This window comes from Pseudomonas sp. 32A, from assembly GCF_052682255.1.
Genome location: NZ_JBQYLY010000001.1, coordinates 2,671,100 through 2,694,781, shown reverse-complemented (window position 1 = coordinate 2,694,781; position 23,682 = coordinate 2,671,100). Strand labels below are relative to the sequence as shown.

General features: G+C 61.6%; 18 protein-coding genes. 16 read left to right on the top strand and 2 right to left on the bottom strand.

Annotated elements, in window-relative coordinates; genetic code table 11:
- Positions 1–16: 16 nt before the first annotated feature.
- The 13 genes from ACUN0G_RS12290 to ACUN0G_RS12230 all read left to right on the top strand — a co-directional run bounded on the left by ACUN0G_RS12290 (position 17) and on the right by ACUN0G_RS12230 (position 16,841).
- On the top strand, positions 17–2,173 hold the full coding sequence (locus ACUN0G_RS12290) for a type I secretion system permease/ATPase (protein WP_258343066.1): 2,157 nt from the start codon (positions 17–19) through the stop codon (positions 2,171–2,173).
- A complete protein-coding gene (locus ACUN0G_RS12285; protein WP_258343067.1) occupies positions 2,163–3,527 on the top strand; it encodes an HlyD family type I secretion periplasmic adaptor subunit in 1,365 nt (454 codons plus the stop codon). Before ACUN0G_RS12290 ends, ACUN0G_RS12285 begins: the two co-directional genes overlap by 11 nt.
- 200 nt (positions 3,528–3,727) lie before the next feature.
- Positions 3,728–4,621, top strand: a complete 894-nt coding sequence (locus ACUN0G_RS12280) for a TauD/TfdA dioxygenase family protein (protein WP_445573548.1) — start codon at positions 3,728–3,730, stop codon at positions 4,619–4,621.
- Between the two features lie 14 nt (positions 4,622–4,635).
- Positions 4,636–5,661: an ABC transporter substrate-binding protein gene (locus tag ACUN0G_RS12275; RefSeq protein WP_445573547.1), complete on the top strand. Its 1,026-nt coding sequence runs from the start codon at positions 4,636–4,638 to the stop codon at positions 5,659–5,661.
- Between the two features lies 1 nt (position 5,662).
- A complete protein-coding gene (locus tag ACUN0G_RS12270) occupies positions 5,663–6,514 on the top strand; it encodes an ABC transporter ATP-binding protein (protein ID WP_421524476.1) in 852 nt (283 codons plus the stop codon).
- 12 nt (positions 6,515–6,526) lie between these two features.
- Entirely contained in the window at positions 6,527–7,375 is an 849-nt protein-coding gene (locus tag ACUN0G_RS12265) for an ABC transporter permease (protein ID WP_003218225.1), read from the top strand.
- Between the two features lie 172 nt (positions 7,376–7,547).
- Positions 7,548–8,468, top strand: a complete 921-nt coding sequence (locus ACUN0G_RS12260) for a LysR family transcriptional regulator (RefSeq protein ID WP_063033667.1) — start codon at positions 7,548–7,550, stop codon at positions 8,466–8,468.
- 229 nt (positions 8,469–8,697) lie between these two features.
- Positions 8,698–10,233, top strand: a complete 1,536-nt coding sequence (locus ACUN0G_RS12255) for an MFS transporter (RefSeq protein ID WP_445573546.1) — start codon at positions 8,698–8,700, stop codon at positions 10,231–10,233.
- Positions 10,234–10,259: 26 nt separating this feature from the next.
- Entirely contained in the window at positions 10,260–11,318 is a 1,059-nt protein-coding gene (locus tag ACUN0G_RS12250; protein ID WP_093203138.1) for an HlyD family secretion protein, read from the top strand.
- On the top strand, positions 11,315–12,757 hold the full coding sequence (locus tag ACUN0G_RS12245) for an efflux transporter outer membrane subunit (RefSeq protein WP_445573545.1): 1,443 nt from the start codon (positions 11,315–11,317) through the stop codon (positions 12,755–12,757). Before ACUN0G_RS12250 ends, ACUN0G_RS12245 begins: the two co-directional genes overlap by 4 nt.
- Before the next feature lie 73 nt (positions 12,758–12,830).
- A complete protein-coding gene (locus ACUN0G_RS12240; RefSeq protein WP_008433639.1) occupies positions 12,831–13,340 on the top strand; it encodes a sigma-70 family RNA polymerase sigma factor in 510 nt (169 codons plus the stop codon).
- Entirely contained in the window at positions 13,337–14,293 is a 957-nt protein-coding gene (locus tag ACUN0G_RS12235; RefSeq protein ID WP_445573544.1) for a FecR domain-containing protein, read from the top strand. The genes ACUN0G_RS12240 and ACUN0G_RS12235 overlap by 4 nt, the downstream gene beginning before the upstream one ends.
- Before the next feature lie 94 nt (positions 14,294–14,387).
- On the top strand, positions 14,388–16,841 hold the full coding sequence (locus ACUN0G_RS12230) for a TonB-dependent siderophore receptor (RefSeq protein WP_445573543.1): 2,454 nt from the start codon (positions 14,388–14,390) through the stop codon (positions 16,839–16,841).
- A 66-nt stretch (positions 16,842–16,907) separates the two neighbouring features.
- Here the strand turns inward: ACUN0G_RS12230 and ACUN0G_RS12225 are convergent, their stop codons facing one another.
- Both ACUN0G_RS12225 and ACUN0G_RS12220 read right to left on the bottom strand, forming a co-directional pair.
- The gene (locus tag ACUN0G_RS12225; protein ID WP_177025663.1) at positions 16,908–17,612 is read right to left on the bottom strand and encodes a DUF3142 domain-containing protein; all 705 of its coding nucleotides are present in this window, start codon (positions 17,610–17,612) and stop codon (positions 16,908–16,910) included.
- A 3-nt stretch (positions 17,613–17,615) separates the two neighbouring features.
- Positions 17,616–19,778: an outer membrane assembly lipoprotein YfiO gene (locus tag ACUN0G_RS12220; RefSeq protein ID WP_445573542.1), complete on the bottom strand. Its 2,163-nt coding sequence runs from the start codon at positions 19,776–19,778 to the stop codon at positions 17,616–17,618.
- Between the two features lie 221 nt (positions 19,779–19,999).
- On the opposite strand from ACUN0G_RS12220, the gene ACUN0G_RS12215 reads away from it, so the two are divergent.
- The 3 genes from ACUN0G_RS12215 (at position 20,000) to ACUN0G_RS12205 (ending at position 23,470) form a co-directional block, all read left to right on the top strand.
- Complete coding sequence (locus tag ACUN0G_RS12215; RefSeq protein ID WP_445573541.1) at positions 20,000–21,595, top strand: glycosyltransferase family 39 protein; 1,596 nt, start codon at positions 20,000–20,002, stop codon at positions 21,593–21,595.
- A 57-nt stretch (positions 21,596–21,652) separates the two neighbouring features.
- Positions 21,653–21,898: a DUF2789 domain-containing protein gene (locus tag ACUN0G_RS12210; protein ID WP_258343086.1), complete on the top strand. Its 246-nt coding sequence runs from the start codon at positions 21,653–21,655 to the stop codon at positions 21,896–21,898.
- Between the two features lie 102 nt (positions 21,899–22,000).
- A complete protein-coding gene (locus tag ACUN0G_RS12205; RefSeq protein WP_445573540.1) occupies positions 22,001–23,470 on the top strand; it encodes a Fic family protein in 1,470 nt (489 codons plus the stop codon).
- The last annotated feature ends 212 nt before the right edge of the window (positions 23,471–23,682 follow it).

The following is a 23,682-nucleotide window of genomic DNA, read 5'->3' as shown; positions in this document are numbered from 1 at the left end:
AGTCGAGAGTACCCGCGTGGAATCAGAAGTCAGTCGAGTTCATCTCAGTCATGATCCACGCATGCTGCACGACGACCCGTTACTCGACGGGTTGCTTGCGCTTTGTGCACTGCATCAGAAACCTGCCAGCGCGGCGATGCTCACCACCGGCCTGCCGTTGCCTGCGCAACGCCTGAGCGCCGAACTGCTGCCTCGCGCCGCCGCACGCGCGGGGCTCCAGGGGCGTTTGTTGCAACGCAAGCTGGAACAGATTCCGACCATCGCCCTGCCGGCCTTGCTGTTGCTCAAGGACGGTCGCAGCACGGTGTTGGTCGGTTGGCACGGCGAGGACGAAGCCCGCATTCTGCTGAGCGAAAGCGACGGCGGTGAAGTCATCATCAAGCGCGACGTGCTGGCCGATGATTACACCGGCAAAGTGTTCTTCGCCCAACCCCAGCACAAGTTCGACGTCAACCACGGCACCCTGATTCCCCGTGCCCGCTCCTGGTTCCGCGACACCTTGAAGCGCTCGCGCTGGCTTTACACCGACGCCATCGCCGCCAGTTTCCTGATCAACATCATCGCCATGGCCGCACCGCTGTTCGTGATGAACGTCTATGACCGTGTAGTGCCGAACCAGGCCACGGCCACCTTGTGGGTGCTGGCTATCGGCATTGGTGGCGCCTATCTGTTCGATCTGATCCTCAAGAGCCTGCGCAGTTTGTGCCTGGACCTGGCCGGGAAAAAAACTGACCTGATTATCTCGGCGACGCTGTTCGAGCGCATTGTCGGGATGTCCATGAAATACCGCCCGGCGCGGGTGGGCAGCTTTGCCCAAAATATCCACGAGTTTCAGAGCCTGCGGGATTTCCTCGCGTCGCTGACCCTCACCAGCCTGATCGACCTGCCGTTCACCCTGCTGATTTTCCTGGTGATCGCTATCCTCGGCGGGCACCTGGTGTGGATCCCGGTGTTGGCGTTCCCGCTGGCCCTGGGCATCGGTTATGCCTTGCAAAAGCCCCTGGTGGCGACCATGGAGCGAACCATGGCCCTGGCCGCCGAGCGCCAGTCCAGCCTGATCGAAACCCTCGCCGGGCTGGACGCGGTCAAGGTCAATAACGCCGAAAGTGAACGTCAATACCAGTGGGAACAAACCATTGGCACCCTCAGCCGTCTGGAACTGCGGGTGAAGTTGCTGTCGGGCCTGTCGATGAACATGACGCTGCTGATTCAGCAATTGGCGGGCGTCGTGATGATTTGCTTCGGTGTTTACCAGATCATCGATGGCAACCTGAGCATGGGCGGCCTGATTGCCTGCTACATGCTCAGTGGCCGTGCCTTGAGCCCGCTGGCTTCGCTGTCTGGCCTGCTGACCCGTTACCAGCAAGCCAAAGTCACCATGAAATCGGTAGACCAGATGATGGAGTTGCCCCAAGAGCGCAACTTCGAAGAGCGTCCGATGAGCCGCCGCACGCTGCAAGGTGCGATCGAATGCCGGGGCCTGAACTTCACCTACCCGGACCAGCAAAACGCCGCGCTGAAAAACCTCAACCTGGTGATCAAACCCGGGGAAAAAATCGGCATTATCGGACGCAGTGGTTCGGGTAAAAGCTCACTCGCCAAATTGATTGTCGGCCTCTACCAGCCTGACTCCGGCGCCTTGCTGGTGGACGGCGTGGACGTTCGCCAGATCGACGTCAGCGAGTTGCGCCACAACATCGGCTACGTGCCCCAGGACATCCAACTGCTCGCCGGCACCCTGCGCGATAACCTGGTATCCGGTGCCCGCTATGTCGAAGACGAAATGGTCCTGCAAGCCGCGGAATTGGCCGGTGTCCACGAGTTCGCCCGCCTGCACCCCCAAGGTTACGAACTGCAAGTCGGCGAGCGCGGGCAGAACCTGTCCGGCGGCCAGCGGCAGAACGTCGCGCTGGCCCGTGCCTTATTGCTCAACCCGCCTATCCTGCTGCTCGACGAACCGACCAGCGCCATGGACAACACCGGTGAAGAACGCTTGAAACAACGCCTGCAAGCTGTGGTGCAAAACAAGACGGTCGTGCTGGTCACGCACCGCGCCTCGCTGCTGTCCCTGGTGGACCGCCTGTTGGTGGTCGATCGTGGTCAGATTCTCGCCGATGGCCCGAAAGCCGCCGTCATGGAAGCGTTGAAAAAGGGGCAAATCAGTGTCGCTTAAGTCCTTCAAAAACGCGATTGGCCGCTACTTCAAAGGCTCCGAATCCCTGCAAGACCAGCCGCTGCCCGAGGTCAACAAAGCACTGATCGAAGATGCGCCGCGGGTCATCCGCCTGACCATCTGGGCGATCATCGCGTTTTTCCTGTTTCTGGTGGGCTGGGCGTATTTCTCCAGTATCGACGAAGTGACGCGCGGCGACGGCAAGGCGATTCCGTCCTCCAAACTGCAGAAAATCCAAAACCTTGAAGGCGGTATCGTCGCAGAGCTGTACGTCAAGGAAGGCCAGATCGTCGAAGCCGGGGCGCCGTTGATTCGTCTGGATGACACGCGCTTTGTGTCCAACGCCGGCGAAACCGAAGCCCTGCGGTTGTCGATGTTGCTGCGGGTCGAACGCTTGAGCGCGCAGGTGGATGACCGTCCGCTGAATATTCCGGACGACGTGCTCAAGGCCGCGCCAAGCCAGGCCGCCAGTGAGCGCTCGCTGTACGAAAGCCGTCGCCAGCAGCTCAAGGACGAAGTCGGCGGGTTGCAGGAGCAACTGGTGCAGCGTCAACAGGAACTGCGCGAGTTCTCCTCCAAGCAAGGCCAATACCGCAACCAGCTGTCGTTGCAGCGCCAGGAAATCAACATGTCCGAGCCGTTGGTGGCCCAGGGCGCGGTTTCTCCGGTTGAAGTGCTGCGGCTCAAGCGTGCGGAAATGGAAACCCGTGGCCAGCTCGATGCAACCACCCTGGCGATTCCACGTGCCGAATCGGCGATTAAGGAAGTGCAGCGCAAGATCGACGAAACCCGCGGCAAATTCCGCAGTGAGGCCCTGACGCAACTCAACGAAGCCCGTACCGAACTGAACAAGGCTGCGTCTACCGGCAAGGCCCTGGAAGATCGTGTCAGCCGTACCCTGGTGACCTCGCCGGTACGCGGCATCGTCAAGCAGCTGCTGGTGAACACCGTAGGCGGCGTGATCCAGCCAGGCAGCGACATGGTGGAAATCGTGCCGCTGGATGACACCCTGCTGGTGGAAGCCAAGATACGCCCGCAAGACATCGCCTTCCTGCATCCGGGACAAGAAGCGGTGGTCAAGTTCACCGCCTATGACTACACCATCTACGGCGGTCTCAAAGCCAAGCTCGAGCGCATCGGTGCCGACACCATCACCGACGAAGACAAGAAAACCACCTACTACATGATCACCCTGCGCACCGACCGCAGCCACTTGGGCACGGATGAAAAGCCGCTGATCATCATCCCCGGCATGGTGGCTTCGGTCGACATCATCACCGGTAAGAAAAGCATCCTCAGCTACTTGCTCAAGCCGATCCTTCGGGCGCGGGCAGAGGCGTTGCACGAGCGCTGATCCCGACTGCACGCCCAGGCAAGCCCGCCCCCCAGGAATGAATGTTTCCCTGTGGGAGCCGGGCTTGCCCGCGATGAGGCCCTCCAAAACACCCAAGCGCCATGGCCTGTACAAAAGCCATATCGATATTCATTAACGGTATTTAAAATGCCGTTCTTATGACTATAAAGTCACTCTCCTGACCGTCCGGGAGTGAACTCATGTCTGCCACCTCTACTGTTCCAACAGCGAACGATACTGCACAAACCTTTGAGATCCGTCCATTTCCCGGCAGCGTCGGCGCCGAGATCGTTGGCCTGGACCTGACCCGTCCGATCAGCGACCAGGACTTCGCCCGCATCCATCGCGCGCACCTGGATCATCACGTCGTGGTCTTCCGCGACCAACGCATCACTCCCGAACAACAGATCGCCTTCAGCCGCCGCTTCGGTGTGCTGCAAATCCACGTGCTCAAACAATTCCTCCTGGCCAACCACCCGGAAATCCTGATCGTCTCCAACATCATCGAAAATGGGCAATCCATCGGCCTGGGAGACGCCGGCAAGTTCTGGCACTCGGACCTCTCCTACAAAGAGCTGCCGAGCCTCGGCTCAATGCTCCATGCCCAGGAGCTGCCGTCCGAAGGCGGCGACACCTTGTTCGCCGACATGCACAAAGCCTGGGACCACCTGCCCGAGCACCTGCGCAAGGCTGTCGAAGGTCGCAGCGCCGCACACTCCTACACGGCGCGCTACAGCGAAACCAAATTCGAAGGCAACTGGCGCCCGACCCTCACCCCTGAGCAGCTCGCTCAGGTGGCGGAAGTGGTGCACCCGATCGTGCGCACCCACCCGGAAAACGGCCGCAAGGCGTTGTTCGTCAGCGAGGGCTTCACCACCCGTATCGTCGGCCTGCCGGAAGATGAAAGTCGCGACTTGTTGGCCCAGCTCTACGCCCACAGCGTGCTGCCCGAAAACATCTACCGCCATCAGTGGCAGCCCCACGACCTGGTGTTCTGGGACAACCGCTCGCTGATCCACCTGGCGGCCGGCTGCCCAAGCCACCTGCGGCGCAAGTTGTACCGCACCACCATCCAGGGCGACGCGCCTTTCTGATCCGGAGCATGACCATGTCCAAAAAAATCCCATTTGCGCGCCTGGCCGCCACGGTCGGCCTGGGCGTCAGCCTGGTGGCCGGCAGCCTTGTTGCACCTGCGGCCGCCCAGGCCGAAGGCGAGATTCGCATCGCCGAGCAGTTCGGCATCGTCTACCTGTTGCTCAACGTGGTACGTGACCAGAACCTGATCGAAAAATACGGCAAGCAGGAAGGCATCGACATCAAGGTCGACTGGACCCAGCTGTCCGGCGGCGCCGCCGTCAACGATGCGTTGCTCTCCGGCTCCATCGACATCGCCGGCGCTGGCGTCGGCCCGCTGCTGACCATCTGGGACCGCACCCACGGCAAGCAGAACGTGAAAGCCGTCGCCTCCCTGGGCAATTTCCCTTACTACCTGGTGAGCAACAATCCCAAGGTCAAGACCATTGCTGACTTCACCGAAAAAGACCGCATTGCCGTACCCGCAGTGGGTGTCTCCGTACAGTCGCGCTTCCTGCAATACGCCGCGGCCAAGCAGTGGGGCGACAAGGAATTCAATCGCCTCGACAAGTACACTGTCGCCGTCCCGCACCCGGATGCCACGGCTGCGTTGATCGCCGGCGGCACCGAGCTGACCGGGCACTTCTCCAACCCGCCGTTTCAGGAACAGGCCCTGACCAACCCGAATGTGCACGTGGTGCTCAACTCCTACGACATCCTCGGCCCCAACTCGCCGACCGTGCTGTTTGCCACCGAGAAATTCCGCAACGACAACCCGAAAACCTACAAGGCGTTTGTGGAGGCGCTGACCGAAGCCGCGCAGTTCGCCCAGAACGACAAAGGCGCCGCTGCCGATACCTACATCCGCGTGACCAAGGCCAAGATCGACCGCGCCGAGCTGCTGAAAATCATCGAAAACCCGCAATTCGAATTCAGCGTCACACCGAAAAATACCTATCCGCTGGCGGAATTCCTCTACCGCGTCGGCGCGATCAAAAACAAACCTGAATCGTGGAAGGATTACTTCTTCCAGGACGCCAAACCGCTGCAAGGGAGCTGACATGAACGCGCCCTTGCAAGGCCACACGGCCAGCAACCCGAAAACCATCGAAGCGCTGCTGTCGGTGGACCACGTCAGCCTTGAATACCGCACGCCGGAACGGGTGGTGCGGGCCACCCATCAGGTCAGTTTCGAGATCGACCCGGCGGACCGCTTTGTCCTGTTGGGGCCTTCGGGCTGCGGCAAATCCACGCTGCTGAAATCCATCGCCGGCTTTATCAAACCGTGTGAGGGCGAGATCCGTCTGCTTGGGCAAAAAGTCGAGCAGCCAGGGCCGGACCGCATCGTGGTGTTCCAGGAGTTCGACCAACTGCCGCCGTGGAAAACCGTCAAGCAGAACGTCATGTTCCCGCTGCTCGCTTCCAAGACCCTGAAGCGTCGCGAGGCCGAAGAGCGGGCCCTGTACTACCTGGAAAAAGTCGGCCTTACGGCCTTTGCCGATGCCTATCCACACACCCTGTCCGGCGGCATGAAGGCCCGCGTGGCCATCGCCCGGGCGTTGGCCATGCAGCCGAAAATCCTGCTGATGGACGAACCCTTCGCCGCCCTCGATGCGCTGACCCGACGCAAGATGCAGGAAGAACTATTGCTGCTCTGGGAAGAGGTGCGCTTCACGCTGTTGTTCGTCACGCACTCCATCGAAGAAGCGCTGGTGGTGGGCAACCGCATCCTGTTGCTGTCGCCGCATCCCGGGCGTGTGCGAGCGGAAATCCACAGCCATCAATACGACCTGCACAGCCTCGGCGGTGTGGAGTTCCAGGCTTCGGCGCGGCGTATTCATCGCCTGCTGTTTGATGAAGCGCCCGAGGCGGAAACCGAGCTGGGTTTCGCCGATATCCGCATCGCTTATTGAAGGGGTTCCACCATGCGCCAGGAATATGAAATCACCCTCGAACCGTTGCCCGGTGTTCGCGTAGAGCGCGAGTTGCCGTGGCGTCAGCGCTTGTGGCAACAAGGCTGGCTGCGTAAAAGCCTGATCCTGATCGTGCTCGCGATCCTCTGGGAAGCGGCCGCGCGTTATCAGAACAATGACCTGCTGCTGCCAAGCTTCCTGCAGACCCTGAGCGCGTTCTACGACGGCATGGCCAGTGGCGAGCTGTTGAGCAAGGTCAGCATCTCGCTGGTAGTGCTGATCAAGGGTTATCTGATCGGCATTGTGCTGGCGTTTGCCCTGACCACCCTGGCGGTGTCGACCCAGCTGGGCCGCGACCTGCTGAGCACCCTGACCTCGATGTTCAACCCGTTGCCGGCGATTGCCCTGCTGCCGCTGGCGCTGTTGTGGTTTGGCCTGGGGCAGAACAGCCTGATCTTCGTGCTGGTGCATTCAGTGCTGTGGGCGCTGGCGCTCAACACCTATTCCGGGTTTCTCGGTGTCTCGGAAACCCTGCGCATGGCCGGTCGCAATTACGGCCTCAAGGGCATGCGTTTTGTGCTGTTCATCCTGATCCCGGCGGCGCTGCCGTCGATCCTCGCCGGGCTGAAAATCGGCTGGGCGTTTGCCTGGCGCACGCTGATTGCGGCCGAGTTGGTATTCGGCGCCACCAGCGGCAAGGGCGGGCTGGGCTGGTACATCTTCCAGAACCGCAACGAGCTGTACACCGACAAGGTGTTTGCCGGCTTGGCAGTGGTGATCCTGATCGGTCTGCTGGTGGAGAACCTGGTGTTTGACACCCTGGAGCGGGTCACCGTGAAGCGTTGGGGCATGCAACGCTAATCACCTGCTGCTCCCTGTAGGAGCGAGCTTGCTCGCGAAAAAATGCCCAGGCGACGCGTCCCTTCAGGATGCCCGCGTTACCGTTAACGTTCTTCGCGAGCAAGCTCGCTCCTACAGAGAAGCCTGCTACGATTGCGCCAAGTTCACTCCCAACCCATCACGAGTGCTTGGCATGCAATTACCGGACATGAACCTGCTGGTCGCCCTCGACGCCTTGCTCGACGAGGGCAGTGTGGTGGGGGCCGCACGGCGGATGAACCTGAGCCCGGCCGCCATGAGCCGCACCCTCACGCGAATCCGTGAGGCGGTGGGCGATCCGATCCTGGTGCGCGCCGGTCGCGGCCTGGTGCCGACGCCCAAGGCCCTGGAGCTACAAGGCCAGGTGCGTAACGTGGTGGAACAGGCGGCGCTGCTGTTTCGCTCGGCGGACGAAGTGGACTTGCGCACGTTGCGCCGCCGGTTCAGCGTGCGGGCCAATGACTTTTTTGTCGGGGTGTATGGCGGTCGGCTGTTCGACACCATGGAGCGCATGGCGCCGCTGTGCGAGCTGCGCTTCGTGCCCGAAGGCGACACCGACGACGAAGCCCTACGTGAAGGCCGGCTCGATCTGCGGGTGGGTAACACCATGCCGATCACTCCGGAAGTGAAGGTGCAAAACCTGTTCACCACCACCTTCGTCGGGCTGGCGCGGGAAGGGCATCCGTTGTTCGACGGGGAAATCACCGCAGCACGGTTCGCCAGCTACTCCCACATCAGCATCTCCCGGCGCGGCATCGCCCGTGGGCCGATCGACACGGCGCTCAACGCCCAGGGCCTGGAACGTCGAGTCGCCATGATCGCCCCGGGGTTTCACGGCGCGATGTTCATGCTGCCGGACTCCGACCTGATCCTGCCGGTGCCCAAGGAAGCGCTCTACAGCGCCAATCGCCTGAAGCTGCCGTTGCGCGCCTTCACCCTGCCGATCTCCCTGCCGACCCTGGTGTTGACCCAGGCATGGCACCCGCGTTTCGACAAAGACCCGGCCCATAAATGGCTGCGCGAGACCATGCGTGAATGCTGCGAGGCGACGTGGCAAGAAGCGCAACCCACGTGAGTCGCAAGTGAGCTCGGTCAATGTGGGAGCTGGCTTGCCTGCGATGCGGGTGACCCGGCTTTTCAGGAATAGCGAGGTGATGCCGTCGCGGGCAAGCCCGGCTCCCACAGAGATCGCCTACATTTTGATCATTGCGTCTGGTGCACTTATAAGCTTCCTATAAGTCACTTTTTGTCATGTCTAAGCCTGATTAAACTGCTCGGGTATTTCTTATTCCGAGTTGTAGTTCATGACGTCCCTCGCTGCTCCCGCACCCCTGGCCGCAGCCAAGCCGACCGCCATCACCCCGCCCGTTTTCGGCCCGCGCATCATCATCGGCCTGGTGGGCGTATTGCTCGCAGTGCTGGTGTCCGGCCTCAACGAGATGGTGACCAAAGTCGCCCTCGCCGATATTCGCGGCGCGATGTACATCGGCTTCGACGAAGGCACCTGGCTGGTGGCTGCGTACACCGCCACCTCCGTCTCGGCGATGGCCTTTGCACCCTGGTGTTCGGTGACGTTCTCTCTGCGCCGTTTCACCCTGTGCGCCATTGGGCTGTTCACCGTGCTTGGCGTGCTGTGCCCGTTCGCACCGAATTACGAAAGCCTGCTGATTTTGCGCACCGTGCAAGGCCTGGCCGGCGGCGCTTTGCCGCCGATGCTGATGACCGTGGCCCTGCGGTTCCTGCCGGCCCACGTGAAGCTGTACGGCCTGGCCGGCTACGCCCTGACCGCAACCTTCGGCCCCAGCCTCGGCACACCGTTGGCGGCCATGTGGACCGAATACGTCGGCTGGCAATGGGCGTTCTGGCAGATTGTCGGGCCGTGCCTGCTGGCCATGGCTGCTGTGGCCTACGGCTTGCCTCAGGATCCCGTCCGCCTGGAGCGCTTCAAGCAGTTCAACTGGCGCGGCCTGCTGCTGGGGTTCCCGGCGATCTGCATGCTGGTGATCGGCCTGTTGCAGGGCAACCGCCTGGACTGGCTCGAATCACCGCTGATCACCTCGTTGCTGATCGGCGGCCTGGTGTTGCTGGTGCTATTCATGATCAACGAGTGGTCGCACCCGATGCCGTTTTTCAAGTTGCAGATGCTCGGCATCCGTAACCTGGCGTTCGCGCTGATTGTGCTCGCCGGCGTGCTGATCGTGCTGCTGGCGGTGACCATCATTCCGTCCAGCTACCTGGCCCAGGTGCAAGGCTACCGCCCGCTGCAAACTGCCCCGGTGATGCTGATCATGGCGCTGCCGCAGTTGATTGCGCTGCCGTTGGTGGCAGCGCTGTGCAACCTGCGTTGGGTCGATTGCCGCTGGGTATTGGGCATCGGCTTGAGCATGTTGATCCTGTCCTGTGTGGGCGGGGCGCAACTGACGTCGGCGTGGATCCGCGATGATTTCTACGCGCTGCAGTTGCTGCAAATCTTCGGGCAACCCATGGCGGTGTTGCCGCTGTTGATGCTCTCCACCGGCAGCATCACGCCCCAGGACGGGCCGTTCGCCTCGGCGTGGTTCAACACCGTCAAAGGCTTGGCCGCCGTGGTCGCCACCGGCGTGATCGACGCCCTGACCACCCACCGCCTGCATTTCCACTCGACCATGTTGGTGGACAGCCTGGGCAACTCGCCCCTGGCCGACAGCGATGCCGCCGGCCTTGCCCATCGCTTGCACCAGCAGGCCGTGGTGCTCACTTCTTCGGATCTCTACTACGTCATGGCCGGTGTCGCGGCGGTGTTGATCCTGCTGATTTTCTGGATGCCGACGCGGATTTATCCGCCCCGGGCGCCGACTTGATTGCTCACTGAGCCAAAGGGATCGTTATGAAACGCAAAGACAAAATCGCTGTAACCGTCATCACCGTGTTCGCCGTGGGTGTGCTGGTTTACCTGCTGGCGCCGGGCGTGTTCGGCAGCAAGCGCCAGACCACCAACGACGCTTTCGTCGCCGCCGACTACACCCTGGTGGCGCCACGCGTGGCCGGGTTTATCAAGGAAGTGCTGGTGGAAGACAACCAGCGGGTCAAGGCCGGCCAGTTGCTGGCGTTGATCGATGACCGTGACTTTCGCGCCGCCGCCCAGGCGGCCGACGCCGATACATTGGTGGCCCAGGCGCAACTGAAAAATGCCACGGCGACCCTGGAGCGGCAAAGCTCGGTGATCGCCCAGGCCCAGGCCACCGTGGCGGCGGATCGCGCCGAAGTGGCGTTCGCCGAACATGAACTGAACCGTTACAACCACCTTGCCGGCGTAGGCGCTGGCACCGTACAGAACGCCCAGCAAGCCAAGACCCGCATCGACCAGGCCACTGCGCGCCTGGCGAGTGCCACGGCGGTGCTGGCTGCCGAGCGCAAGCAGGTGGAAATCCTCAGCGCCCAGCGGGATGCGGCCGAAGGCGGTTTGAAACGTGCCCAGGCCGCACTGGAAATGGCCAGCTTTCAGTTGTCGTACACCCGCATCGTCGCGCCGGTGGACGGCATGGTCGGTGAGCGCGCGGTGCGGGTTGGCGCCTATGTGACGCCGGGCAGCAAGATCCTCGCCGTAGTGCCGCTGGCCGAGGCTTATGTGGTGGCCAATTTCCAGGAGACCCAACTGTCCCACATGCACGCAGGCCAAGCGGTTGAAGTGCGGGTCGACAGTCTTGACGGTGACGTACTCAAGGGGCATCTCGAAAGCCTGGCGCCGGCCACCGGCGTGACGTTTGCCTCAGTCAAGCCGGACAACGCCACCGGCAACTTCACCAAGGTGGTGCAGCGCATTCCGGTGAAAATCATCCTGGAGCCCGGCCAGGCGCTGACCGAGCGCCTGCGGGTCGGCATGTCGGTGGAAGCCAGCGTCGACACCCACGCCGCCGCCCAGCCACGGGAGGTCGCCCAGCAATGAGACGCCTCGCCTGGATTACCTTGAGCTTGTTCAGCCTGAGTGCCTGCACCGTCGGCCCGGACTTCCAGCGCCCGCAAAACCCGCTGGGCAAATGGACCGAGCCTCAGGGCCGACAAGCCGTCAGTCATGCGGTCAACGACCCGTTGGAAGAGCGTTGGTGGGAAGTGTTCCATGACCAGCAACTCACCGCGCTGACGCGTCGTGCACTGATCGACAACCTCGACCTGAAACTCGCCAGCAGTCGCCTGCAACAAAGCCGCGCGGCGCGCCAGGTGATCACCGCCGAGCGCTACCCGACCGTCAACGCCACCGGGGATTATTTGCGCCAACGCAACAGCGCCGATGGCTTGAGCGATCCCTCCGGCAAGAATGGCCGCTCGGCCTTTAACCAGTGGGATATGGGGTTCTCCGCCGCCTGGGAACTGGACTTCTGGGGCCGGGTAAAACGCGAAACCGAAGCCGCCGACGCCACTCTGCAAGTCGCCGAAAACGACCGCCGTGCCGTGCTGTTGTCAGTGCTGGCGGAAACTGCCCAGGACTACATCCAACTGCGCGGTGTGCAGAACACCCGGGCCGTCACCGAGCAAAACCTCGACGTCGCCCGCCACAGCCTCAAGCTGTCGCAGCTGCGCCTGGCCGACGGGGTTGCCACTGACCTGGACGTCGCCGAAGCCGCCGCTCAAGTCGCCGCCATCGAGGCGCGCCTGCCGGACTTGCAGCAACGCCAGGACCAACTGATCAACGCCCTGAGCCTGCTGATGGGCGAACCGCCACAAGCGCTGTATGCCGAACTGTCCAAGGACGCCGCCGTGCCGCAGACACAACGTCAGGTTGCCATTGGCCTGCCGTCGCAACTGGCCGAACGTCGCCCCGACATCCGTCAGGCCGAAGCGCGCTTGCATGCCGCCACCGCTTCCATCGGCGTGGCCAAGGGCGACTTCTACCCGCGTATCACCCTGTCCGGCAGCGTGGGCTCCCAGGCGTTGCAGTTGGCGGACTTAGGTTCATGGAGCTCCCGTGCATTCGCATTTGGGCCGCAGTTGAGCTTGCCGATTTTCAACGGTGGCCGGCTGCAAGGCATGCTCGATCTACGCGAAGCCCAGCAACAGGAAGCGGCCCTGGCCTACCAGCAGACCGTGCTGCGGGCCTGGCATGAAATCGATGATCAACTGACCCGCTACAACGCCAGCCAACTGCGCCGCGACAGCCTTGCCGAAGCCGTTCGGCAGAACCAGATCGCCCTCGCTACTGCGCAGCATCAATACGTCGAAGGCGTGGTGGATTTCGTCAACGTGCTGACGGTGCAAAGCGCGTTGCTGGCGACGCAAGAGCAGTGGGTGGAAAGCTCCACCGGCGTGTCTCTGGCCATGGTCGGGTTGTACAAGGCGTTGGGCGGTGGCTGGGAATCGGTGTATCCGTTGCAAACCGCCGGACGCTGAATGACAAAGAACTTTGCCAGCCGCGCAACAAGGTGTAATGATAATTGCTCTCAATAACGTATCTGAGCTTTTCATGGACACCGCGACTGACGGCCGGCAACAGCTTCATCTCCTGTATCGCGACCATCACGGCTGGCTGCAAGGCTGGCTGCGCAAACGCCTGGGGGATCGCGAACACGCCGCCGATGTGGCGCAGGACACCTTCCTGCGCTTGCTGGTATCGGGGCGCTTTCCCGGTGACAAGGAAAGCCGCAGCTACCTGACACAGATCGCCCGCAACCTGGTGATTGATCAATGGCGGCGCCTGCGCATCGAGCGCGCCTACCTGGAAAGCATCGCCCACCTGCCGGAGCCCGAGTCGCCGTCCCTTGAGACCCGCGCATTGATCCTTGAAACCCTGATGCAAATCGACGCCATGCTCGACCGCATGCCCGACAACGTGCGCCGCGCGTTCCTGTTGTCGCAGTTCGAAGGGCTGAGCTACGCACAGATCGCCGAGCGCCTGGAGGTGACCGTCAGTTCAGTGCAGAAGTACATGACCCGGGCGATTCTCGCCTGCTATCAGGTCGTCTACGAAGAATGAGAACCCGGCACGAAGCGCCGATTGCCCCGGCCATTGTCGAGCAGGCCAGCGAGTGGTTGATGCTGCAGTGGGGCGGCGAGATGGACGGCGATCAGCGCCAGGCCTTCGCGCGCTGGCAGGAGGCCGACCCGGAACACCGGCGCGCCTGGAAGCGCTTGCAGCAGTTACAGCAAACCCTCGGCGGTGTGCCGGTCGACAGTGCCCGTGCGGTGTTACGCGATACACCGGACACCCAACGCCGCGCCGCCTTGAAACTGCTCGGGCTGTTGCTGGTGGCCGGTGGCAGCGGCTATCTGGTGCAAAGCAGCCAGCCTTGGCAGGCGGCGTTTGCCGACTACCGCACCGCCACCGACGAGATTCGTCACCTGACCTTGAGCGATGGCACGCGCCTGGACCTCAACAGCAACAGCGCGGTCGACCTGCGGTTCAGCGCCAGTGAGCGGCGTATCCGCCTGATACGTGGCGAGATCCTGCTGACCAGCGGCCACGATCCGTCCCGGCCATTGATCGTCGAAACCCCGGCCGGAGATGTGCAGGCCTTGGGCACCCGGTTTGCCGTGCGTGAAGTGGACGATGGCAGCCGCGTCGACCTGTATGAAGGGCGCGTGCAGGTGCGTCCGGTGCACGGTGTCGCGGTGCAGATGAATGCCGGGGACAGCCTGTGGTTCAGCGCCAGCCAGGCCTCGACGCTGGCGCCTGTGAATGCCAACGCCAGCAGTTGGACCGAGAACCGCTTGATCGCCGAGCGTCAGCCGCTGGGGCAGTTCGTTGCCGAGTTGAGCCGTTATCGCCCGGGGCTGTTGCGCTGCGATGCGGCAGTGGCCGGCTTACTGTTGACCGGCGTGTTTCCGCTGAATGATACCGACGCGATCCTCCACGCGCTTGAACGTTCGTTGCCGGTGCAGGTACAGGCGGTGACGCGCTATTGGGTCACGATCAAGGCGCGGGTCTAAAAAAATTTTTTGCCTACGGCTTGTCGGTTTTCCAACCCCGTCCGGGATACCTCTTGAAAGCCAATCAAGAAGCGTTCTCACGGGGAGCCCTGCAATGTCGCACCACCCAATCCAACCTCTGGCCCGCGCCCTGCGCCGTGGCCTGTTTGTCAGTTTGCTGGCGACGGCGCCTGTGGTGCCGAGCGTGGTCCAGGCTCAGGAGAGCGCTGAAGCCCTGCGCCAATACAACATTCCCGCAGGCAACCTCGACCAGGCCTTGAACCAGTTCGCCAGCGCCTCGGGAATCCTGTTGTCGGTGGACGCCTCGCTGACCCAAGGCAAGCGCAGCGCCGGCTTGCAGGGCCGCTACGCCACCGGGCCAGGGTTGGAACGGTTGTTGGCCGGCAGCGGGTTGGTCGCGGTGCAATCCCAGGGCGGCTGGTCGTTGCAGGCGCTGCCAGCGAACGGTGCGCTGCAACTCGGAGCGACGCAGATCAGTGGCCAACAGGATCAGGAAACGGCCTGGGGCGCGGTCGACGGCATCGTTGCCAAGCGCAGCGCCACCGGCAGCAAGACCGATTCGGCGCTGGTGGAAATCCCCCAGACCATCAACGTCATCACCGCCGCCGAGATCAAGGGCCGCGGCGCCCAAAGCGTCACCCAGGCGCTGCTTTATACGCCGGGCATGACCGCCGGCGGCTTTTCCGATCGGGTCAAACTGTTCGATGAACCCACCTCCCGTGGCTTCTCGCCGACGCCGCTGTACCTCGATGGTTTGCACTTGCCTTATGGCGGCGGCAGCACCGGCGGTGCATTGCAGATCGAGCCGTACTCTCTGGAACGCATCGAAGTGCTCAAGGGCCCGGCCTCGGTGTTATACGGGCAGAACCAGCCGGGCGGCATCGTCAATATGGTCAGCAAGCGCCCCAGCGAAACCCCGGTGCATCAAGTGGTGCTGGAAGCCGGCACCTACGAACACAAAAGCGCCGCCATCGACCTCAGTGGCCCACTGGATGAACAAGGCCAGTTTCTCTATCGCCTCACTGGCCTGGCCAAGGACGAGCAGGGCGAGATCAACTACGTCGAGAACAAACGCCAATTCATCGCCCCCAGCCTGACCTGGCAGCCCAACGACGACACGCGCCTGACCGTGTTCGCCCAGTACCAGAAAGACAAAGGCGTGCCCGAGGCCCAGGGTTTGCCCGCGTCCGGGACGATCTGGGACAACCCCAACGGCAAGATCAAGCGTGATGTGTTTATCGGCGAGCCTGGCGTCAACCAGTACAACCGCGAGCAGTACGTGTTGGGCTATGAGGTGTCCCATCGCCTGAACGACACCTGGACCCTCAAGCAAAATGCCCGCTACGCCGAGGTGGACGACCGTTACACCGCACCGCTGCACGGCTACAGATTTGTACCCAACCCGGCAACTGGCGTGCAAGACCAACGCTACCTGCAGCGCTTCGGCGTGGACTGGTCGCAGAACAACAAAGTGTTTGGCGTGGATAGCATCGCCCAGGCGGAATTCGACACCGGGGCACTGTCCCATACGCTGATCGTCGGCCTCGATTACTACCACTTCAACTCGCAATTCCACGGCCTGTACGACCGTAATCCGCCGGTGATCGACCTGTTCAAGCCGGTCTACGGCCAGCGGATGAATTTCGGCCAGCCTTACCGCTGGGACCGCACCGTGACCCAGACCGGCCTGTATGTGCAGGACCAGATCAAACTGGATAAGTGGGCGCTGGTCCTTGGCGGGCGCTACGACTGGGCCAACGTGGTCAACAAGGAGCCGTTGGCCGACACCCGCACCAGCAGCAAAGACCAGGCGTTCACTGGTCGGGCCGGTTTGGTGTACCTGTTCGATAACGGCCTGGCGCCGTTTATCAGCTACTCCGAATCCTTCCTGCCGCTGTCGGGCACCGATATCAGCGGCAAACCGTTTGATCCCTCTACCGGCAACCAGTACGAAGTCGGCCTGAAATATCAGCCGCCGGGCCAGAAGAGTTTTGTGCAGGTCTCGGTCTACCAACTCGACCAGGAAAACGTGCTGACCACTAACCCGGTAGACACCACCTTCAGCACCCAGAGCGGTGCCATGCGCTCACGGGGTGTGGAGCTGGAGGCCAAGGCCTCCCTCAGCGATGCCTGGGACGTGGTCGCCTCGGCAGCGCGCAACGACATCAAATACACCAAGGACAACGACGGCCGCCAAGGCCGACACCCGGCAGGCATCTCACCGCTTACCGCTTCGGTGTGGGTCAATTACACCGTCCTCGGCGACACGCCCCTGGCGGGCCTTGGGGCAGGCGTGGGTACGCGCTACGTTCGCAGCAGCTTCGGTGATTACTACGCAGGAGCGTTCAGCATCCCGTCCTATACCGTCTACGACGCCAGCCTGAGCTACGACCTGGGTGCCTCGCCGTTCAAGCTCAAAGGTGTGAAGCTGGCGATGAATGTGCAGAACCTGACCAACAAAACCTACGTGTCGCAATGCACCAGCGACCTAGATTGTTACTACGGGGAAGGGCGTACGGTGGTGTCGAGTTTGACCTATGACTGGTAAAACACCGGGCATTCGCGGGCGTTAGTCTTTAAGCCATCAGTGCCCGCAGTCCACGGACTGCGGCACTCAAGGATTCTGCAAAAACACCACATACCCACGAAACCACTCATTCCCCTTCAAATACCCCGGCTCCTCCCATTCCCCACCCTGAATCAAGCCAATCTTGAACGGCACTCCCAGCCGGTTCATGCGTGGCAGGTACGCCGCGTAATCCGGAATGCTGTGGCGGCCCTGGTAGGTCTGCACCACCACTTCATCAATCACGCCTTTGAGTTGGGCGATGGCGGCCGGGTCAGCGTTGCTGCTCCAGTCCATCAGCCCGGTGATGCTGAGGCGCAAATCCTTGGGCAGGCGCTGGCGCAAGTCGCGCAGGAAGTCGGCGTATTCGTTGAGGTATTGCGTGCGTGCGTCGAAGTCGATCTGGATGCCAACCACCGGGTTGCCCGCGTCTCGCCAGCGTTGTACCTGGCCGAGCATCTGGCTGTAGACCGACTCGGGCCAGTGCAGGGTGTGGGCGCGGTACACCACCCAGATTTCACCTTGGGTGATGCGCGGCACACTCATGCCCTGGGCGATGAACTGCACGCCACGCTGGGGTGCGCGGCGGGTTGAGTTGATCTGGCCCTGGAGGATGTACAGGGTTTTCGCCTGCTTGAGCACCGGCTGCGGCGCGACGCCGCTCCACAGCCAGAACGCATCATGGTCGCGGGCGTCTACCGCGCCGAAGGCCGGGCTTGCCAGCAGGAGCAGGGCCAGCCAGAAGCGCTTCACGGCTTACCAGTAGTACTGCTGCGACTTACCCCATTGGGTATCGGCAAACCCGGTTTTCAGCTGGCGGAACCAACCTTTGCGCACGGCCTTGTCGACGTCTTCCCCACCGCAGCTGTTGTAGCCCGAAGGCCCGTAGCAGTTGATGGCGCGAAACAGTGCGTAGGCCTTGTCGTTGTGAGGAGTTTTGGGATTGCCGATCACCCGCTTGTAGCCTTCGAGCCGCGAGAAGGTTTCGCCCTTGAAGGGCGAGGCGGTACTGCCCAGGCTGCCGGCGGAGCGCGCTTGTTCCAGGGGCATGCCGTCCAGACCGTTACGCAGGACGAATTCACCGAGGCAGTTCAGGCCTTGCGGGTTTTTCGGATCGGCCTGCAGGGTGCTGGCGATTTGCGCGATGCTCGGGCAGGTGTAGCCGGACTCGGCCTTGTCACCGTTCCATTGGAACAGTTTCAACGACTGGCCGCCGCTATAGACGTAACCCAGGCTGGTGCCGAGCTTGTCATCGGGAACCGAGGCGGGCAGTTGCTTCAGGTCCTCGGCAAAGGTCTCAAACTGGCCGCGCAGCAGGTCTTTATAAAGCAGCGTGAATTGCGCGGTCTGGCGCTCTACCGGGTCGCCGGCATGGGCAAGCTGTTGGCGCAGCAGATCGGGACCGGCGACGTTGCGCAGCAGGATATAGCGCACCTGTTTGGCACTGATCGGCGAATCGGCGGCGAATACCTTGGCCAGCTGGCCGCTGCGTTCGTAGTTCATCGCCAAGGCCAGCTCCAGCTGGTCGCGTTGCAGCGGTTGCTTGGCCAGCGGCAGCAGTTGCAGCCACAGCGCTTCGGCGGCTTTCCAGTCTTCCTTGGCTTCCAGTGCCAGGCCGCGCAGGGTCTGCTGGCTGAAGGCGAAGTAGTCCAGATTCGACGGCACGTCTTGCGGCAACAACTTCAAGGCGCGATCAGGTTGATGCTCGACGTACACGGCAAACGCCGCTTGCACGTAGTCATATAACGCCGGTTCTTGGGCGAATATCGTTTTTTGCCCGTCGAGGGCGTCACGGGTGAGCTTCGGCGGGTCACCGGCGCGCATCCACATCAGGTCGTTGAGGGCCAGGATCAACGGATTGCCCACGGGTGCCGTGGTGCTGGTCAGCAATTTGGTGTCGGCTTCCTGCACCAGTTCATCCAGCGATACGTTGCGCTGGGCCTCGGTGGCCTGGGTCAGTTGCCAGGCGAAGTCGTCCGCCAGTTTGTCGGGGTTGGGCGCCAGCCAGTGCACCCGGCGCAGCAGGCCGCGGGCGGAGGCGGCATATTCGCCCTGTGGATAAGTTTTCAGGTAATCATCGAATCCAGTCTCGGCCTGTTGCAACGCGGACTTATCCACATGCTCAAGCGAGGGCGTGCCGTATTCGTCGAAAGCGTTTTGCTGGGCGTCGTTCAGCGCGGTGCGCGCCGTCATGTACAACGCCGTTTCCTTGAGCCAGGGCAGCGAACTGCTCGTCAGGCCGGCAAAGCCTTTTTGCGCATCGCCGAAGCGCCCGCTGTAAAAATCCCCGGCGGCTTTCAGATAGGCCAGCAATGCCTGGCCGTCTGCCGATTTCAACTGATCGGCCTCGCCCGCAGGGACGCCGTCCGAGGAACAGCGGGTGAGCATCTGCAAGCGCAGTTTGGCCAGCACCTGGCGCTCGGCCTGCGGTACATCGGCCTTCACCACCTGGCTGATAAACGCGGCGGCGCTGTCATCGGCGTTGCTGCGGCAACGGCTGCCTTCGCCGGAAAGGAAGGCTTCACCGGCGGCCTTGTAGTCATCGCGCTTGATGCCGAGTGGGCTGAGCAGTTCATCCAGTTCGGCGGTGCGCGAGTCGTCGGGTTTGTTGTCGGGCTCATCCGCTGCGGGCGTGAGCCGATACACCGGGAATGGCACCGGGCCAAATCCTTCGGAAAAGTCCTGCTCGCCCAAGGCATTCGGTGCCAGCGGCATGACGTTTTTGTCCGCCAGCAGCAGCCGCAGGTTGACCCGGCTGTCATTGCCCGGGCTCAAAAACGGCAGGTTGCTGCACACGTCCAGGCTGTTACGCGACACCCGCCAATCTGGGTAGCACGAATCATCGCCGCTGGCGTGGGCCTGAAAGGGCAGGGTGGCGAGCAATGCCAGTGTCAGGGGTGACAGAAGACCGATGCGCATGAAGTGTCCTTGATCCTGAATCCATGGAAGGCAGCAATCATAGCCTGATCCGACCAAAGCGTCGGAGACACCCTGCGCAAAATTCAGATTTGTCCGATTGGCGGATGGCGGCTCAAAACGAGCAAAACAGCGGGCGAATCAAGGCCTTTTCACCTAGAGTGGCGGGTGTTCGCGCAAGCGCAGGTTCAGTAGTGGGTGAGGAAGTAGAGGTGCGACGCTCTGTGGCGGAACAAGACAACAAGGCCGGGGCCTTTCCCGTGGTCAATCCTGGTCTTTGGGAGAATGCCGGCTGGCTGGCTCGATTGTGGTGGGTGCCGCTGGTGGCGTTGGCCATGGCCGTGCGCTTCTATGGTTTGACCGCCTCCGCAATCTGGGGAGATGAAGGTTCAAGCCTGCTGCTCGCCGAGTACTCCCTGGAAGACCTGTGGTTTCACGCCGCCCATGACGTTCATCCGCCGCTGTATTTCTTCATGCTGCGCGGCTGGATCGAGCTGTTTGGCGACAGTATTTTCTCCCTGCGCAGCATGAGTGCGATCCCTGGCGTGGTCGCCGTCGGCCTGGGCGTCTGGCTGACGCGCCTGATCGCGACCCGTCGCGCGTCGGTACTGGCCGGAATTCTGCTGGCGTTGCTGCCCACGGCGGTGCGCTACAGCCAGGAAGTGCGGATGTACTCGCTGCTGGGCGTGTGGCTGCTGGCCGCCACTTTGGCATTGGTGTATTGGGTCCGCCAGCCTGAGCGTAAGCGGTATCTGGTGGTCTATGCGCTGTTGATGACCGCCGCCTTCTACACCCACTACTTCACCGCGTTGTGCGTGCTGGTGCACTGGGCGTGGCTGGTATTGCTGCGGCTGCCACGGGCCGGGGGCCTGCGCCTTGTCACGCGTCCGGGCTGGTGGTTGGCCAACGTGGCGATTGTGTTGCTGTACTTGCCCTGGCTGCCGAACCTGCTCGGCCTGGTGCAGCACACCGAAGAACTCAAGGTGGGCGGTGATATTGGCTGGGAGGATCCGGTCAACCTGTATTCCATGCCATCGATGGTGTGGCAGTTCCTCATTCAGGACCCAGGCGACCATTTGTGGCGTCCCCTCTTCATTGCGTTTCCTTTACTACTGATAGCGTTGGTAGGCGTGACCGCCTGGCGCGATCAAAGCCGCTATCGCTTCGGCTGGCTGCTGGCGCTGTTTTTCATCCTGCCGGTGCTGCTGGTCTATGGGGTTTCGTTCATTTCCCCGGTGTTTATCGAGCGTTATCTCACCGCCTACGCGATGAGTTTGCCGATCATCGTGGCGGTGGCTGTCGACCGTCTGTCGCCACGCCTGCCGCTCGCGGGGGCTGCGCTGCTGGTGCTGTTTGTCGGGGTCGAGTGGGTGGGCGTGAAGACCAACGCCACCGTCGATGAGCATGATCAATTCAACGTGGTGGTGGAGTTCGTCAACCGCAACTACCAGGAAGATGACCGCATCGTCATCAGCGACATGCTGTGGTATTTGCCCTACGTCTATTACGACGAAACCGACGCCCAGTTGCAGCTCTTCACACCGCCGACCGCCGCCGGCAAATCAACGCGGCCGAATGCCTATGGTTTTGGCACCTTGGTGGACCAGGATGGCGGGCGAATTTACCTGGATCGCCTGTCGGCGTTGCCGGCCGAAATCCAGCGTGTCTGGCTGATCAGCGCCGCTGATGGCCCGGATGATTTTGCCCCATTGCCGGCAGGATGGCGCCAGCTCAGCCAGCAGGATGGCGGTGGCGCACGGGCCAGACTGTTTGTGCTGTGCAACGCGCCGGCAGGTGTTCACCGCACTGGCTGTGATTAATCTGCGCGGCACCTCAGAGGTTCTAGACTCAGATGAGCCCTCCTTCAGGAACACATCATGGAATCTCCAGTCCACAGCTTGCCGTCATTGTTCAAACAGCTTGGCTTGCCGGATGACCCGGTGAGCATCGAGCGCTTTATCGCGGTGCATTCCCCGCTCAAACCCGAACTGCATCTGGCGGAAGCGTTTTTCTGGACGCCAGGCCAGAAGGCGTTTTTGCGTGAAGAGATTTTGGAGGATGCGGATTGGGCAGAGGTGGTGGATGAGTTGAATTTGCGGCTGAGAGAGGGGCGCGGGGTGTAAAAAAAATTTTGTAAAAACCCCATAATGTAAAAATAAATGGTGAGAGGTAAAAAAAACTGAGCTTTAATCCCCCCTGGTTAATGTTTTCTAGGGACGCTCACCATGCCCGTCGTTGGTTACGCTCATTTATGTGAGGCGTTGAGCCTTAAGGTCATCGCTCCCAAGCGCGTCGCCATGATCAAACCGGTGACGCGCATCACCTTGATTGGTGATTGCCTCGCGGTCCCGCAATCGGTGGCACCCGGACAAGATTCTTTATTCGAGCATGTGCTGTTCGCCCTCAAGCATGAAGGCATCAACCTGCCTGTTTTGGCTCAGACATTTGAGCAGTTTGGCCCTGAGCCTTTTCTGTCTGAACTCGCCAAGTCTCCCAATGGTGTGTTTATTCGCAAAGCCTGCTTCCTGTGGGAAGGGCTCACTGGACGCTCGCTGGATTACACAACGCCGGTGCGCGGAAGTGTTGTTTTCCTGTTCGATCCCAAGCGCTATGTAACAGGCCCCAGTACCCGCAATAGCCGCTGGCGAGTCGATTTCAACGGTCTGGGCTCGTTGCATTACTGTGCCACCGTAGAGCGCACTCCACAGATAGAGGCGTTACTGGCGCTGGATGTGTTGGGCCGCGCCAAGTCCTTCATGGCCACCCTCCCGCCTGAAATGATGGACCGCGCCATCCAATGGGCTTACCTGCATGAAACCCGCGACTCGTTCGCCATCGAAAAAGAACAACCTAGCGAAGAAAAGTCCCGTCGCTTCGTTCAACTGCTGCGCCAGGCCCATGAAGGGCGCCTGCTCACCGAGGACTACCTGGTAGAGCTGCAAAACAGCACTGTATCCAATCCCTTCGACAAAGCTGTCGCCTTCCGTCACGAGCAGAATCACCTGCATAACGGTCTGAGGGGCGCTGCGGGCGTCAGCTATGTGCCCCCCGCGCCGGATTTGTGCCAGGAGTTGATGGAAGAGCTAATGGCTTTTGCCAACCAGCCAGTGCGGGACGTCGACCCATTGGTGGCAGCAGCAGTGACCGCCTTCGGTTTCGTGTTCTTGCACCCGTTCATGGACGGCAATGGGCGCTTGTCGCGCTTTCTGGTGCATCAGACGCTCTGTCATTACGGTGCTTTGGAAAACGGCCTGCTGCTGCCGGTATCGGTCGCGATGAAGCATGAGGAACAAGCCTACCTGCAAGCCCTCAAGGCATTCTCACAACCCTCCCGGGAATTCTGGAATGTCACCTGGCTGGATGGCGACCAGATGGCCTTTGACTTCATTGGCCATCCTTCGATTTACCGCTATTGGGATGCCACCCGCTGCGTGGAATTCACCTTGCAGATGGCCCGCCGGGCGCTTGAAGTAGAGCTGCGCGAGGAAACCGAATTCCTGGATCGCTACGACCGCGTGGTTAAAGCCGTAAACGAGCGCTACGACGTGCGCGGCAGCGATCTGTCGAAGCTGGTGATGATGTGCCTGGATAACGAGGGCAAGGTTTCCCGGCACCGACGCAAGCAGTTCCAGTACAGCGTTGCGCAGGAGGTGTTTGAGTTTATTGAGGAGGAGGTAGGACGGGTGACGGCATAGCGGCGATCGGCTCGGTGCAAAAAAATCGCCTTTCGCACGGACGTTTCCGGCACATGAACTAGGGTAAAGAGCAGCAGTTCCTTGGGCTGCGGCGCTTCGCCACCCATCCGCAAATTTGTATCAAAACTTGACTGCTTTGGATCCATCGACCATATTGATAGTTAGCAAACTAACTGTATGCGAAGAGTCCAGTGTCCCAGACCCTCGAACAA

Coding starts and splice junctions, on each gene's coding strand:
- ACUN0G_RS12280 (WP_445573548.1), top strand. CDS start 3,728: ATGTCTGCCACCTCTACTGTTCCAACAGCGAACGATACTGCACAAACC.
- ACUN0G_RS12275 (WP_445573547.1), top strand. CDS start 4,636: ATGTCCAAAAAAATCCCATTTGCGCGCCTGGCCGCCACGGTCGGCCTG.
- ACUN0G_RS12270 (WP_421524476.1), top strand. CDS start 5,663: ATGAACGCGCCCTTGCAAGGCCACACGGCCAGCAACCCGAAAACCATC.
- ACUN0G_RS12265 (WP_003218225.1), top strand. CDS start 6,527: ATGCGCCAGGAATATGAAATCACCCTCGAACCGTTGCCCGGTGTTCGC.
- ACUN0G_RS12260 (WP_063033667.1), top strand. CDS start 7,548: ATGCAATTACCGGACATGAACCTGCTGGTCGCCCTCGACGCCTTGCTC.
- ACUN0G_RS12255 (WP_445573546.1), top strand. CDS start 8,698: ATGACGTCCCTCGCTGCTCCCGCACCCCTGGCCGCAGCCAAGCCGACC.
- ACUN0G_RS12250 (WP_093203138.1), top strand. CDS start 10,260: ATGAAACGCAAAGACAAAATCGCTGTAACCGTCATCACCGTGTTCGCC.
- ACUN0G_RS12245 (WP_445573545.1), top strand. CDS start 11,315: ATGAGACGCCTCGCCTGGATTACCTTGAGCTTGTTCAGCCTGAGTGCC.
- ACUN0G_RS12240 (WP_008433639.1), top strand. CDS start 12,831: ATGGACACCGCGACTGACGGCCGGCAACAGCTTCATCTCCTGTATCGC.
- ACUN0G_RS12235 (WP_445573544.1), top strand. CDS start 13,337: ATGAGAACCCGGCACGAAGCGCCGATTGCCCCGGCCATTGTCGAGCAG.
- ACUN0G_RS12230 (WP_445573543.1), top strand. CDS start 14,388: ATGTCGCACCACCCAATCCAACCTCTGGCCCGCGCCCTGCGCCGTGGC.
- ACUN0G_RS12220 (WP_445573542.1), bottom strand. CDS start 19,778: ATGCGCATCGGTCTTCTGTCACCCCTGACACTGGCATTGCTCGCCACC.
- ACUN0G_RS12210 (WP_258343086.1), top strand. CDS start 21,653: ATGGAATCTCCAGTCCACAGCTTGCCGTCATTGTTCAAACAGCTTGGC.
- ACUN0G_RS12205 (WP_445573540.1), top strand. CDS start 22,001: ATGCCCGTCGTTGGTTACGCTCATTTATGTGAGGCGTTGAGCCTTAAG.